14 protein-coding genes are annotated in these 13,596 nt (G+C 78.5%); 9 read left to right on the forward strand and 5 right to left on the reverse strand.

Going from position 1 to position 13,596, the window contains the following annotated elements; translation table 11 throughout:
• Positions 1-24 precede the first annotated feature (24 nt).
• Genes ACI796_RS10195 through ACI796_RS10205 form a run of 3 tightly spaced genes read right to left on the reverse strand, consistent with a single transcriptional unit; the run spans position 25 to position 1,783 of the window.
• The gene (locus tag ACI796_RS10195) at positions 25-1,017 is read right to left on the reverse strand and encodes a serine hydrolase (protein WP_456941112.1); all 993 of its coding nucleotides are present in this window, start codon (positions 1,015-1,017) and stop codon (positions 25-27) included.
• 60 nt (positions 1,018-1,077) lie between these two features.
• Positions 1,078-1,311 carry a hypothetical protein gene (locus ACI796_RS10200; protein WP_456941113.1) on the reverse strand — a complete coding sequence of 78 codons (234 nt, stop codon included), beginning with the start codon at positions 1,309-1,311 and terminating at the stop codon, positions 1,078-1,080.
• Positions 1,271-1,783 (reverse strand): LysR substrate-binding domain-containing protein, encoded by a 513-nt coding sequence (locus ACI796_RS10205; RefSeq protein WP_456941114.1) that lies wholly within the window; start codon positions 1,781-1,783, stop codon positions 1,271-1,273. Before ACI796_RS10205 ends, ACI796_RS10200 begins: the two co-directional genes overlap by 41 nt.
• Before the next feature lie 727 nt (positions 1,784-2,510).
• Between ACI796_RS10205 and ACI796_RS10210 the strand changes: the two genes are divergently transcribed.
• The 3 genes from ACI796_RS10210 (at position 2,511) to ACI796_RS10220 (ending at position 4,072) form a co-directional block, all read left to right on the forward strand.
• Entirely contained in the window at positions 2,511-2,657 is a 147-nt protein-coding gene (locus ACI796_RS10210) for a hypothetical protein (RefSeq protein WP_456941115.1), read from the forward strand.
• A gap of 77 nt (positions 2,658-2,734) precedes the next feature.
• Complete coding sequence (locus ACI796_RS10215) at positions 2,735-3,322, forward strand: hypothetical protein (RefSeq protein WP_456941116.1); 588 nt, start codon at positions 2,735-2,737, stop codon at positions 3,320-3,322.
• 165 nt (positions 3,323-3,487) lie between these two features.
• The gene (locus tag ACI796_RS10220) at positions 3,488-4,072 is read left to right on the forward strand and encodes an AAA family ATPase (RefSeq protein ID WP_456941117.1); all 585 of its coding nucleotides are present in this window, start codon (positions 3,488-3,490) and stop codon (positions 4,070-4,072) included.
• Here the strand turns inward: ACI796_RS10220 and ACI796_RS10225 are convergent.
• Positions 4,020-6,578, reverse strand: a complete 2,559-nt coding sequence (locus tag ACI796_RS10225; protein ID WP_456941118.1) for an HAD-IC family P-type ATPase — start codon at positions 6,576-6,578, stop codon at positions 4,020-4,022. The two genes, ACI796_RS10220 and ACI796_RS10225, sit on opposite strands and share 53 nt — an antisense overlap.
• 114 nt (positions 6,579-6,692) lie before the next feature.
• On the opposite strand from ACI796_RS10225, the gene ACI796_RS10230 reads away from it, so the two are divergent.
• Positions 6,693-6,881 carry a hypothetical protein gene (locus tag ACI796_RS10230; RefSeq protein WP_456941119.1) on the forward strand — a complete coding sequence of 63 codons (189 nt, stop codon included), beginning with the start codon at positions 6,693-6,695 and terminating at the stop codon, positions 6,879-6,881.
• Between the two features lie 239 nt (positions 6,882-7,120).
• A complete protein-coding gene (locus ACI796_RS10235) occupies positions 7,121-8,215 on the forward strand; it encodes a sensor histidine kinase (RefSeq protein ID WP_456941120.1) in 1,095 nt (364 codons plus the stop codon).
• Here ACI796_RS10235 and ACI796_RS10240 read toward each other — a convergent pair.
• Positions 8,212-8,427 (reverse strand): hypothetical protein, encoded by a 216-nt coding sequence (locus ACI796_RS10240; protein WP_456941121.1) that lies wholly within the window; start codon positions 8,425-8,427, stop codon positions 8,212-8,214. The genes ACI796_RS10235 and ACI796_RS10240 overlap by 4 nt on opposite strands.
• 182 nt (positions 8,428-8,609) lie before the next feature.
• Between ACI796_RS10240 and ACI796_RS10245 the strand changes: the two genes are divergently transcribed.
• The 4 genes from ACI796_RS10245 to ACI796_RS10260 all read left to right on the forward strand — a co-directional run bounded on the left by ACI796_RS10245 (position 8,610) and on the right by ACI796_RS10260 (position 13,593).
• Positions 8,610-9,587, forward strand: coding sequence for a zinc metalloprotease (locus ACI796_RS10245; protein ID WP_456941122.1), 978 nt, complete (start codon positions 8,610-8,612; stop codon positions 9,585-9,587).
• 75 nt (positions 9,588-9,662) lie between these two features.
• On the forward strand, positions 9,663-10,562 hold the full coding sequence (locus tag ACI796_RS10250; protein ID WP_456941123.1) for a PP2C family protein-serine/threonine phosphatase: 900 nt from the start codon (positions 9,663-9,665) through the stop codon (positions 10,560-10,562).
• Between the two features lie 125 nt (positions 10,563-10,687).
• On the forward strand, positions 10,688-12,754 hold the full coding sequence (locus ACI796_RS10255) for an elongation factor G-like protein EF-G2 (RefSeq protein WP_456941124.1): 2,067 nt from the start codon (positions 10,688-10,690) through the stop codon (positions 12,752-12,754).
• A 104-nt stretch (positions 12,755-12,858) separates the two neighbouring features.
• Positions 12,859-13,593: a CDP-alcohol phosphatidyltransferase family protein gene (locus ACI796_RS10260; RefSeq protein ID WP_456941125.1), complete on the forward strand. Its 735-nt coding sequence runs from the start codon at positions 12,859-12,861 to the stop codon at positions 13,591-13,593.
• Positions 13,594-13,596 lie beyond the last annotated feature (3 nt).

The raw sequence follows: 13,596 nt of genomic DNA on the forward strand, positions 1-13,596 counted from the left end.
CCGCCTGTGAGCTCCCTGAGGGGCTCAGCCGAGCGCGGCGAGCACCGCCCCGGCGGCGGAGTCGAGGGCGGCGCGGGCGCGCCCCCACGACGTCGCGGCGGGGAAGTCGCCGAGCAGGACCACGACGGTGCCCGAGGGCAGCACGCCGGCCGAGTGCAGCTGCCGCCGGCCGTCGATGCAGCAGATCCAGCCCTGCTTGACCGCCACCCCGCTGCCGCCCGCGAGCAGGCCGAAGGTCTGGGAGAACCCGTCGGCCGCCGTCGGTGCGGTGTTCCGCATCCAGCCGAGCAGCGTGGCGGCCGGCTCCTCGCCGAGCGTGCCGGCCAGGCCGACGAGCAGGACGGCGACGTCGGCCGCGCTCAGTGTCGCCTCGCCCCACTGGCCGGCGACCCGCGGCGGCGCGGTGGCGGTCAGGCCGGCGTCGGCGGCGGTGGCGGTGACCAGGGCGGCGCCGTCGTAGCGGTCCCACAGGGTGCTCATCGCGCCGTCGTCGGAGGACACGATCGCCCGCTCCATCAGCGCGAGGTCGCCGTCGGAGAGGTCGACCGCGCCGGCGGCGTCCAGCGCCAGCAGCCGGCCGACGACGTGCAGCTTGACCAGCGACGCCGACAGGAGGACGTCCCCGGCGGCCGGACCGGTGACCAGCGGCCGGCCGAGCGCGTCGAGCACCGCCACCGCGACCGTGCCGTCCGCGGTCGCCGCGGCCGCGTCGACGGCGGCCAGCACCCCGGCCTCGTCGACGGCGACCGGCGGCGGCGGCACGGGGACGGCGGCCTCCCCGGCGGCGTCCAGGCCGCGGATCTCGCCGGGACTGCCCGGCTCCGGCGCCACCGCGGCCCGCAGCGTGGCCGGCGCCTCCGCACCCTCCCCGCCGTCCCGGACCCAGAGGACCACCGCCAGGACGCCCGCGGCGGTCACCACCAGCACCGACGCGAGGACGAGCGTCAGCGCGCCGAGGACCAGCCGCGCGAGCAGACCCCGGCGCGGGCGCCCGGTCGGCGGGCGGACGGCGTGCACGGGCACAGCCTGGACCCGATCGGCGACGAACGGGTGACGTCCGTGTGTCGTCCTCCCAGGTCAGCCGGGGACGGCGGTGCCGGACAGGCGGGCGCGGACCACCTCGACCAGGCCGGCCAGGCCCGGCGGCGGGCTGTCGGCCCACCAGGCCAGCCGGACCTCGACCGGCGGTGCGTCCCGCAGCAGCCGGTAGGCGACGCCGGGCCGCGGGTGGTGCCGCGCGGTGGCCTCGGTGGTGCGGTGGCCTCGGTGGTCACGCCCGCGGCCTGGCCGGCGGCGATGGCGGTGAGCCACTCGTGCACCCCGCGGGTGTCCCGGATCTCCGCGGGCCCGTGCCCGGGCGCCCACAGCCGCGCCGTCGTCGTGCCGGTGGCGCCGTCGGAGGCCATGACTCGGAGGTCAGGACCCGGCCGGCCAGGTCGGCCAGCCGCAGGGTGCGGCGGCGGACCAGCGGGTCGTCGGCGGCCAGCGCGGCGTAGCGCCGCTCGGACCCCACCGGCGCCGTCCGCAGCCGCGGGTCGGCCGGCGTCCGGCGCAGCACGGCCACGTCGGCCAGCCCCTCGGCCAGCCCGGCGGTGGGGGTGTTCGAGTGCACGAACACCAGCGACGCGCCGGGTGCGGTCCGGGCCCACTGGCGCTGCACCGCGGCGGTGTGCCGGCCCAGCGCCGCCCACGCGTAGCCGACGCGCAGCTCCCCGCGGCCCCGCTCGGCGGCGCGCCGCAGGGCGGCCACCTCCTCGACGACCCGCCGGGCGTGCGCGACCACCCGCGCGCCTCGCCACCCTGCTGGTCAGCTCGGCGAGCAACCAGACCGGCGCCGCCCTCGGGGCGCAGGCGTTCCCGGCCGTCGGCCCCGCCGGGGTGGTCGCGGTGCGGCAGTGGGTGGCCGCTGCCGTGCTGCTGCCGCTCGCCCGTCCGGCCGTGCACCGCCTGACCTGGCCGCAGTGGTGGCCGGTGCTGCTGCTGGCCGCCGTCTTCGGCGGGATGAACCTCGCGCTGTACTCGGCGATCGAGCGGATCGGCCTGGGCCTCGCGGTGACCCTGGAGTTCCTCGGGCCCCTGGCCGTCGCCCTGGCCGGGTCCCGGTCGCGGCGGGACCTGCTGGTCGCCCTCGCCGCGGCCGGCGGGGTGTGGCTGCTCGTGCTGCCCGGCGGCTCCAGCGACTGGGCGGGGATCGGCCTCGGGCTGGCCGCCGCGGGCTGCTGGGCGTCCTACACCCTGCTCAACCGGGTCGCCGGCGCCCGGCTGCCGGGGCTGCAGGCCCCCGCGCTCGCGACCGCCCTGTGCGCGCTGGCCGTCACCCCGGTCGTCGTCGTGCTGGTCGTGCAGGAGCGGCTCACCGGCGCGCCGCTGGGCGTGCGCCGTCGCGGCCGGGGTGCTCGCCTCGGCCGTGCCCTACGCCGCCGACGTGGTCGCGCTGCGCTGGGTCCCGCCGCGCGCGTTCGGCGTCCTGTGCAGCGCGCACCCTGGCGTGGGCCGCCCTCGCCGGCGCGGTGCTGCTCGGGCAGGTGCTCGCGCTGCACGAGTGGGCCGGCATCGGCGTCGTGGTGGTGGCCAACGCCGCGGCGGTGCTGCTGCACACGCCCGGGGCGGCAGAGGTGGACGGCAGCGAGGTCCACAGTCCCGCCACGGCCGCCTGACAGGTCCGTCACAGGGACCGCGCCGACGCTCGGGGCGACGGCCGGAGCAGCCGGCCGCCCGAACGAGGAGAACCCCCGTGCGCAGAAAGACCGTGCTCGCCACCACGGCAGGCGTCCTGATCGTCGGTGGCCTCGCCCTCGCCGCCCCGGCCCTGGCCGAGGACGACACGACTCCCGAGACCTCCGCGACCTCGGCCGTCGACCGCATCCGTGACGCCCTCGCCGGCCTGGTCGACGACGGGTCGATCACCCAGGAGCAGGCCGACGAGGTCGCCGCCACCCTGAGCGACGCCGGGGCCTGGCACGGCGGCCCCGGTGGCCGGCACGGCGGGTGGGGCGGCTGGGGTGGCGGCGGCTTCCCGGTCGCCGCCGAGACCCTGGGCCTGTCCGAGGAGGAGCTGCGCACGGCCCTGGAGGCCGAGGGCGCCACTCTCGCCTCGGTGGCCGAGGACCGGGGCGTCGCCGTCGCGGACCTCGTCGCCGCGCTCGTCGGCGCGGCGGAGGAGCGCATCGCCACCGCCGTCGAGGAGGGCCGCCTCACCCAGGAGGAGGCCGACGAGCGGCTGGCCGACCTGGAGGCGCGGGTCACCGAGTTCGTGCAGTCCGCCGACGGGGACGGTCCCTGGTGGGGCGGCCGCGGCGGCCCGGACGACGAGGACGACTGACCGCCCGGCACCTCGCGGCGCCGTCCTCCGTTGGGGAGGACGGTGCCGCGCTGCACCCCGGTCCCCGCGCACGCGGTCCGGCACCGCGGGGCGCCGCGCCGGTACCGTCCCCCGCTCCGCCGGAGTGCACGCCCCGCGACGGCCGGCGCCCGGAGGAGGAGACCCGTGACCACCACGCTGCCGTCGGCACGGCCCGGCGGGCGCCCGCCCGCGCCGGCCCGCACGCTCGTCGTCGTCGGCGGCCTGCCGGGCAGCGGCAAGACCACCCTGGTGCGGCGGGTGCTCGGTGACGGCGTCCCGGGCGTCGCCGCTGTCGACTCCGAGGACGTCGCCGCCCGCTGGCGCACCGGCTCCCGGGTGCCCTACCGCGTGATGCGCCCGCTGGTGCACACCGCGCACCGGCTGCGGGTCCTCCGGGCCCTGGCGGGGACGGCGCCGGTCGTCGTCCTCACCGACCCGTGGACCAGCCGCTGGTGGCGCCCGGTGGTGCTGTGGGCGGCCCACCGGGCCGGGCGCGCGGTCCGGCTGGTGCTGCTCGACGTCTCCGCCGACGACGCCGCCGAGGGCCAGCGCATCCGCGGCCGCCGCATCCCCGAGGGCCGGATGCGGCGGCACGCCGGACGCTGGGACCGCTACCGCGCCGCGGGGCCGGCGCCCGGCGAGGTCCTCGTCGTCGACCGGCCGCGGGCCGCCGCGCTCACCCTCGCCGAGCTCCTGGGTCCCGTGACCCCGGCGGCTGCAGCGGGCTGACCACGCCGGTGAGGCCCAGCGCCCGCTCGAGCAGCCGGAACCGGTAGGCGGCGGTCAGCACCGCGAACCAGAGCACCAGCGCCGGGACCACGGTCTCGAACACCGGGTCGGCGGCCTCGGTGAGCCCGAAGTGGGTCGTGAACGCCGGCCAGAACAGCCCGGCGGAGAACACCACCACCAGCGCGAGGACCAGCCACGCGGGGCGCCGGTCGCCGTCGGGGCGGGTCCACGCGGCGAACCACCGGTTCGGCGGCTTGAGGAACAGGATCAGCAGGAACGCCGCGTAGGAGACGAACGTCGACAGCGCCGTCTGCGCGCCGATCGTCGCCGCCGCCTCGGCGAAGCCGACGTCGTCGGAGGACACGCCGGTGTAGTCCTCGAAGGCGTCGACGACGAACGAGGGGACGGCGTCGTCGGTGAACCCCTGCAGCAGGTCGGTGTAGTGCCGGGCGTACACGGCCACCCCGCCCGCGGCGGTCACCAGCACCGCCGGCACCACGAACCGCCACAGCGTGGTCAGCAGGTGCGGGTCGGGCGCGGACGGGCGGGCCCAGGCGGTGAGGAACAGCGTCGGCACGCCGACGGTGAGCAGGGTCAGCCCGACGTTGGCCGGGGAGTAGGGGAACCCCAGCCCGAGCATGGTGACGGCGAGGATGACCAGCCCCTGGGTGCCGACGCGGGCGAGGAACACCTGCATCGACGTGCTGATCCCGGTGATGATCCGGCGGCCCTCGTGCGCGGCGGGCAGCAGCGCGGCCAGCGAGTCGCCGGTCAGCACGATGTCGGCGACGTCGCGCGTGACCGCGCTGCCGCCGGCCATCGCCACCCCGACGTGCGCCCGCTTGAGCGCGCGGGCGTCGTTCACGCCGTCGCCGACCATCGCCACGTAGCCGCCGGCCCGGCGCAGCGCGTCGACCAGCCGCTCCTTCTGCTCCGGGGCGATCCGCCCGAACACCGTCGTCCGCGCGACGACGTCGTCGAACTGCGCCTCCGACAGCCCGGAGAGGGCGGGGCCGGCCACCGGCTCGCCCGGCTCCAGGCCGGCCTGCCGGGCCAGCGCCGCCACCGTGGCCGGGTCGTCGCCGGAGACCACCTTGACCGCGATGCCGTCCGCGGTGAGCCGGGCGAGGGTGTCGACGACGCCGGGGCGCAGCTCGTCGGCCAGCGCGACGACGGCGAGCGGCTCGAGGGCGGGCAGTCGCGCCCGGCCGGCGCCGTCGCGCAGCGGGGCGTCCCGGTCGGCGCGGGCGAGCACCAGCACCCGCAGCCCGCGGCCGGTCAGCTCGCGCACGGGGACGCCCAGCGGCTCCCCGGACAGCCGCGGCGCCAGCGTGTCGGGGGCGCCCAGGACCAGCACGGCATCCGCGGTGCGCAGCGCGCTCCACCGCAGCGCGGAGGAGAACGGCACCTCCTCGGCGACCGGCACCGGCTCCCCGGGCAGCGCCCCGGCCAGCGCCGCCGTCGTCAGGTTGCCCGCGGCGGTGCTGCGGGCCATCGACCCCAGCAGCCGCTCCACCCCGGCGGCCGGCAGCGGCCCGACCGGGCGCACCTCGGCCAGCGACAGCCGGCCGGTGGTGAGCGTGCCGGTCTTGTCGGTGCAGACGACGTCGACGTTGCTCACCGACTCCACCGCGTTCACCTGCTGCACCAGCGCGCCGCGGCCGGCGCTCCTCGCCGCCCCGACGGTGTAGGCGACCGCGACGAGGAAGAACAGCCCGTAGGGCACCAGGCCCGAGAGGACCGCGGTGGTCTGCACGGTCCGCACCAGGGTGAAGCCCTCGAGCGCGGCCTGCGCCAGGATCGTCACGCTCATCAGCAGCACCAGGAGCATGACCAGCCGGACGACGAAGTCGATCCGGCGCTGCAGCGGCGTCCGGTCGGTGGAGGCCCGGCGCGCCTCGGCGGTCAGCCGGCCGGCGTAGGAGGCGGCGCCGACCTCGCGGGCCAGCTGGGTGCCCTCGCCGCCGACGACGAACGAGCCCGACAGCAGGTCGTCGCCGGGCTCCTTCGGCAGCGCGTCGGACTCCCCGGTCAGGAGCGACTCGTCCACCTCCAGCCGCCCGCCGAGCGCCGGCCCGTCGACGACGACCTGCCCGCCCGGGCGCAGCCGCAGCACGTCGCCGAGCACGACCTCCTCCGGCGGCACCTCGGTGTCGGCGCCGTCGCGGACCACCGTCACCGTGCCGCGCGCGAGCAGCTGCAGCCGGTCGAGCTTGCGCTTGGCCCGGATCTCCTGCACCGCGCTGACGGCGGCGTTGACCAGCCCGAGGCCGACGCTGGTGAACGCGTCGCTGTACCGGCCCAGCGCCAGCAGCGCCGCGCCGATGGCGAACAGGATGACGTTGAAGAAGGAGAAGACGTTCGTGCGCAGGATGACGCCGTAGCTGCGCGAGGACGCGCTGACCGCGACGTTGCCCTCACCGCGCCGGTGCCGCGCCCGCGCCTCGGCCGCGGTCAGGCCGGCCGGCGCCGCGGGAGGGGTCAGGCCGGTGGTCCCCGTCGTCATCACCCCCGACTCTGACAGGCGGGACGGCGGGCGGCACGCCGCGGCGCCCGGGACCCAGCCGACTCCCGCCCGGCGTCCAGGGAACGTGCAGCCGCGGCGCGGACCGTGGACGGCGTGACGACGCGTGCCCTCCCGCGGCGAGCCCGGCCCCGCTCGCTGCGGGCGCGGCTGCTGTGGGTCTTCCTCGTCCCGCTCGCCCTCGTGCTCGTCGTCGTGGGGTCGTCGTCGTGGGGGCGGCGGCGACCGCCGCGGTCCGCGGCGAGCTGCTCGGCCAGGTCGACGACCGGCTGGCCGCCGCCGTGACCCGCTCGGCGCACGCCGACGGCGGGCTCAGCGGGTCCGCCCCCCGGGCCCGGCGACCCGGGGGGCGGACCGGACTTCCTGCTCGTGCCCGGCCAGGGCGACGGCACACTCGGCGCGCGCGTCGTCGACGGCACGGTGACCGAGGCCGCCGTCGTCGGCACCGAGGGCGACGGTCGGGCGCTGAGCGCCGGGGAGGCCGCCGCGCTGGCCGGCGTCCCGGCCGACGGGCCGCGCGCACCGTGGACCTCGGTCCGCTGGGGGACTACCGGGTGGTCGCCTCGCCGTCCGGCGACGGCGACGTGCTGGTCACCGGCCTGCCGCTGGCCTCGGCCGAGGCCACGCTGGTCCGGCTGGTCGCCGTCGAGGTGGTCGCCGGGCTGCTGGCCGCCGGTGTCGCCGGGTCGGTGGTGGTGGGCCGCACGCTGCGCCCGCTGCACCGGGTCGCCGCCACCGCCGGGCGGGTCGCCGCGCTGCCGCTGTTCAGCGGCGAGGTGCGGCTGCCCGACCGGGTGCCGGCCGCCGACACCGACCCGCGCACCGAGGTCGGCCGGGTGGGGGCGGCGCTCAACCGGCTGCTGGACTCGGTGGAGTCCGGCATCGCCGCGCGGCAGGCCTCCGAGACCCGGCTGCGCCGGTTCGTCGCGGACGCCGGCCACGAGCTGCGTACCCCGGTCACCTCCGTCCGCGGCTACACCGAGCTGGTGCGCCGCCGCGGCGGGCTGCCCGAGGACGCCGACGCCTCGCTGCGCCGGGTGGAGGCCGAGGCGGTGCGCACGTCCGGCCTGGTCGACGACCTGCTGCTGCTCGCCCGGCTCGACGCCGGCCGCGAGCTCGCCGTCGGCACCGTCGACCTCACCGGGCTGGTCATGGACGCCGTCAGCGACGCGCACGCCGCCGGGCCCGCGCACCGCTGGCGGGTGGACCTGCCCGGCGCGGCCGTGCTCGTCCCCGGCGACGCCGCCCGGCTGCACCAGGTGCTGGCCGACCTGCTGGCCAACGTCCGCACGCACACCCCGGCCGGGACGACGGCGACCACCCGGCTGCGCGCCGAGGACGGCACCGCGGTGCTCGAGGTCGCCGACGACGGCCCGGGCGTGCCCGCCGGGCTGCAGGCCGGGGTCTTCGAGCGGTTCGCCCGCGGCGACTCCGCGCGCTCGCGGGCAAACGGCAGCACCGGCCTCGGGCTGGCGATCGTCGCGGCCGTGGTGGCCGGGCACGTGGGCACCGTCGGCGTGGACAGCCGGCCCGGGCGGACGGTGTTCACCGTGCGCCTGCCCGGCGCCACCGTGGCCGAGCCCGCGGACGACGACGCGCTCGAGGCGGCCGGCACCTAGCCCCGGGCGGGCACCAGGCGCCGGCACTCCGGGCAGACGTCGTCCGCGCCGAGTCCGCGCCGGCCGTCCCACGCCCCCTGGACGACGGCGACCGGCGTCCCGCACGCGGCCACCCACGGCGGCGGCCCGTCGGCGGCCTCCCGCGGCACCGCGTGCGCGCGGCTGCTCTCCTGGTCCCGCCCGGCCGCGTGCCCGCCCGTCGCGCTCGTCACCGCCCCAGTGTCCCGGACGCCGGCGGACCGCTCCCGCCCGCAGGTCCACGCCTGGTCGGTGCGGACGTGTCCTGCGACACACGTGGACGGACCGTCCGGTTCCGGAGTGTGGTTGGCTCCCGCCCACCTCCGGCCGGCCAGGGCCGGGGCCGGAGGACCCGATGCGCCCTGCGGAGGCACCCATGACCCGGTTGCGCCGGACCGTCCACGCCCTCGGCGCCGCGGTGGCACTGGCCCTGACGACCGCCCCGGCGGCCGGCCCGGCCGGTGCCGCTGCCGCCCTCCCCAGCGCCGCGGCGGCCTGCGCCGACGTCCACACCGACGGCGTCAGCCACGGCACCGAGGCCCGCGTCCGGCCCGGGGCCACCCGCGACGAGCCCAACGCCGTCGCCACCGACCAGGCCGCGGCGCTGGGCGACCCGAAGAGCCGGCCCGTGCTGCCCGCCGCGTCGGTGACCATCCCGACGCACGTCCACGTCGTCACCGTCGAGCCGCTGTCCCGCACCGAGCAGCGGCAGCGCGACCGGCAGATCGCCGCCCAGGTGCAGGTGCTCAACGACGCCTACGCCGGCGTCGGCGCCGCCGGGCCCTCGCCGGACACCCCGTTCCGCTTCGCCCTCGTCGACACCGACTACACGGTGGACGCGGCCTGGGCGGGCCTGGTGCCCGGGAGCCCGGAGGAGCGGGCGGCCAAGTCCGCGCTGCGCGAGGGCGGCCCGGCCACCCTCAACGTCTACGTCGCCCCCATCGGCGGCGGCCTGCTCGGCTACGCGACCTTCCCGCAGTCGGCCAAGGGCGGGCAGCTGTGGCGCGACGGCGTGGTCGTCCTCGACGAGTCGCTGCCCGGTGGCGCCGCGGCGCCTTACAACGAGGGGGACACCGCCACCCACGAGGTCGGCCACTGGCTCGGGCTGTTCCACACCTTCCAGGGCGGCTGCTCCGGCCCCGGCGACCACGTCGCCGACACCCCCGCCGAGGCGGTGCCGGCCTTCGAGTGCGCCGTCGACGCGACCCGCGACAGCTGCCCGGCCGACCCCGGCCTCGACCCGGTCCACAACTTCATGGACTACACCGAGGACTTCTGCATGGACCGGTTCTCCCTGGGGCAGGTGGCCCGCATGAGCAACGCCTGGGAGGCCTACCGGGACGTCCGGGTCTGAGCGCCGCCGCCCGCGGGGTCCGGCCCCGCGGGCGCTTCCCCCCGGGACGGGGCACGGCGGTCCATGCTGTCGCCCGTGACCGCCCCGTCGACGCCGCTGCCGTGGTTCCCGGCGGTCGCGGCGCCCGGCGGGCGTCCGGTGCCGCCGCCGGGCCCGGCCGGCCCGGACCGGCTGGTCCTCGACCCCGCCGCGGTCTCCCTGGCCGGCCCGCGCGGCCCCGACCAGGACGCCGGGTCCGCCGGTCCCGCCCTGCTCGTGGTCGCCGACGGCGTAGGAGGGGGGCGGGGCGGGGGCACCGCGGCCCGGCTGGCCGTGGAGGAGGTCGTCGCCCGCGCGGCCGCCGCCCGCGGCGACGGCACCGAGGCCCGTCCCGACGCCGGGCTCGCCGACGCGATCGCCGCCGCCGACGCCGCCGTGCGCGCCGCCGCCGCGGCCGACCCCGCGCTGGCCGGCATGGCCACCACCTGCACCGCGGCCGTGCTCACCCGTGACGGCCGGCTCGTCGTCGGGCACGTCGGCGACAGCCGCGCCCACCTGCTCCGCGGCGGCGTCCTCACCCGCCTCACCTCCGACCACTCGCTGGTGCAGGCGCTGGTCGACTCCGGCGACATGACCCCCGAGGAGGCCGCCGCCTCCCCGGTGCGGTCGGTCCTGCTCCGCGCCGTGGGCGGCTCGGCCGACCCCGGCCGGGCCCACGTGGTCGCCGTCCGGGCCGAGCCCGGCGACCGGCTGCTGCTGTGCTCCGACGGGCTGTCCGGCGTCGTCCCCGCCGCCACCCTGCAGCGGGTCCTGGCCGCCGAGCGGGACCCCGCGGCCGCCGCCGCCCGGCTGCTCGTGGCCGCGCTGGCGGCCGGCACCCGCGACGACGTGACGGTGGCCGTCGGCGACGTGACCCCCGCCGGGTGGGCCCGGTGCACCGTCCGGGTCACCGTCGGCGCGGCGGCGGGGACCCCCGCCGGGACCGCCGCCGACTGAGTCCCGGGAGGGACTTGCCCGGCCCGCGCGTCCGGGGGCAGGGTGTGGTGCACACCACATCCCGCGAGCCCGGGAGGTCCCCGTGCGCATCCCCGTCCAGGACAGCGACCGGCCCGGCGGCCGCCGTGGGTAAGGACGTCGTCCCGGCGCCGGAGCCGCGGGAGGCGGCCCGGGTGCGCAACGTGGCCCTCGTCGGCCACGCCGGTGCCGGCAAGACGACCCTCGCCGAGGCGCTGCTCGTGGCCACCGGCGCTCTCGTGCGCGCCGGCCGGGTCGAGGACGGCACCACCTGCCTCGACAGCGACGACGTCGAGGTCCGCCAGCAGCGCTCGGTGACCCTCGGCGTGGCCACCGTCGAGCACGACGGCACCCGGATCACCCTGCTCGACACCCCCGGCAGCCCCGACTTCGTCGGCGAGCTGCGGGCCGGGCTGCGCGCCGCCGACGCCGCGCTGTTCGTCGTCTCCGCCGTCGGCGGTGTCGACGCGACCACCGTGCAGCTGTGGGAGGAGTGCGCCGCGGTCGGCATGCCGCGCGCCGTCGTCGTCACCCAGCTCGACCGCGCCCGCGCCGACGTCGAGGAGACCGTGCGGCTGTGCCAGACGGCGCTCGGGGAGGGGGTGTACCCGGTCCACCTCGTCGACCGGGCGCCCGACGGGACGGTGACCGGCGTGGTCAACCTGCTCGAGCCCGGCGCGCAGGCCCCCGACGCCGACCGGCTCCGCGGCGAGCTGATCGAGGGGATCATCGGCGAGAGCGAGGACGAGGCGCTCATGGAGCGCTACCTCGCCGGCGACGAGCTGGTCCAGGGCGACCTGATGGCCGACCTGGGCACCGCGGTCGCCCGCGGCCACTTCCACCCGGTGCTGTGCGCGGCCCCGCTGCAGGGCATCGGCCTCGACGCGCTGCTGTACCTGATCGTGAACGGCTTCCCGAGCCCCACCGAGCACGGCTGCCCGCCGGTCACCCGCCCCGACGGCTCGCGGGCCCCGGAGCTCACCTGCGACCCCGACGGCCCGCTGGTCGCCGAGGTGGTCAAGACGACGACCGACCCCTACCTCGGCCGGGTCTCGCTGCTGCGGGTCTTCTCCGGCACCCTCACCCCGGACACCCCGGTGCACGTCTCCGGGCACGGCGGCGCCGAGCGCGGCCACCCCGACCACGACGCCGACGAGCGCATCGGCGCGGTGTCCTCCCCGCTCGGGTCGGCGCTGCGCCCGGTCGCCGCCTGCCCGGCCGGCGACGTCTGCGCCGTCGCCCGGCTGAGCACCGCCGAGACCGGGGACACCCTGTCCGCACCCGGCGACCCGCGGCTGGTGCCGCCCTGGGACCTGCCGGTGCCGCAGCACCCGGTCGCGGTCGAGGCCGCCTCCCGCGCCGACGAGGACCGGCTCGGGCCCGCGCTGGCCCGGTTGGCCGCCGAGGACCCGACGGTGCGCGTCGAGCGCTCGCGCGACACCGGGCAGCTGCTGCTGTGGTGCGTGGGGGAGGCCCACGGCGAGGTGCTGCTCGAGCGGCTGCGCACCCGGCACGGCGTCGCGGTGACCACCGTCCCGGTGCGGGTGCCGATGGTCGAGACCCTCGCCGCGCCGGCGAAGGCCACCGGGCGGCTGGTCAAGCAGTCCGGCGGGCACGGGCAGTACGCCGTCGTCGTGGTCGAGGCGCAGCCCGGGCCGCCCGGGTCGGGCATCACCTTCGAGCAGAAGGTGGTCGGCGGGGCGGTGCCCAGCCAGTACCACGGCAGCGTCGAGAAGGGCATCCGCGCGCAGGCGGCCAAGGGCGTGCACGACGACCGGCCGCTGGTCGACGTCGCGTTCGTCCTCGTCGACGGCAAGGCGCACTCGGTCGACTCCTCCGACGCCGCCTTCCAGTCCGCCGGGGCGCTGGCGGTCCGCGAGCTCGCGGCCGCCGCCGGCACCAAGGTGCTCGAGCCGTGGTGCGAGGTCGACGTGGTCGTGCCCGGGGAGCACGTGGGCGCGGTGATGAGCGACCTGTCCTCCCGCCGCGCCCGGGTCACCGGCAGCGACGCCGACCCTGACCGGGACCGCACCACCGTCCGCGCCGAGGTGCCCGAGATGGAGCTGCTCGGCTACGCCGGCGCGCTGCGCTCGGTCAGTCACGGCACCGGCTCCTTCAGCCGCCGCCCGCTGGGCCACGAGCCGGCCCCGGCGTCGCTGCTCGTCCCCGCCTAGCGGCCGGCCCCGCCGCGGGGGCCCGCCACGGGCCCGCGAGTGGCGGGGAGCGGCGGCGTCCGTCGACTAGCCTCGGGCACGGTGTGCAGCGGGGTGGAGGAGCAGTGACGTCGTCGCAGGGGCCGTCGGCCGTCCCGGCGTCCCCGGAGCCGGGCTCGATGGCGGGCGCGGTCGTGGGACCGGACGCGGGTGTGGGCCGGGTGGCCGACCGCAACGAGCTGCCCGACCGGGTGTGGACGGTCCCCAACGCCCTGTCGGTGCTGCGGCTGCTCGGCGTGCCGCTGTTCCTCTGGCTGCTGCTGGGCCCGCACGAGGACGGCTGGGCGGTGGCCGTGCTCATGCTCTCCGGCGTCACCGACTGGGCCGACGGCAAGCTCGCCCGGGTGCTCGGCCAGTCCAGCCGCCTCGGCGCGCTGCTGGACCCGGCCGCCGACCGGCTCTACATCATCGCCACGCTGGTCGCCTTCGTGCTGCGCGACGTCGTCCCGCTGTGGGTGGTCGCGGTGCTCGTCGGCCGCGAGGTGGTGCTCGGCGTGATGCTGCTGGTCCTGCGCCACTTCCGCTACGAGCCGCTGCAGGTGCACTACCTGGGCAAGGCGGCCACGTTCAACCTGCTCTACGCCTTCCCGCTGCTGCTCCTGGCCGACGACGCCACCGGGGCCTGGCTGGCCTGGGTCCAGCCGTTCGCCTACGCGTTCACCATCTGGGGCGGCGTGCTCTACGTGCTGGCCGGCGTGCTCTACGTCGTCCAGGTGGCCGGGATCGTGCGCACCGAGCGGGCGCTCACCCGGGCCGCGGCACCGTCCGGGGCGGGCGCAGCGGCCCGCCCGGCGCCGTGACCG

This window comes from Geodermatophilus sp. SYSU D00525 (assembly GCF_054050475.1).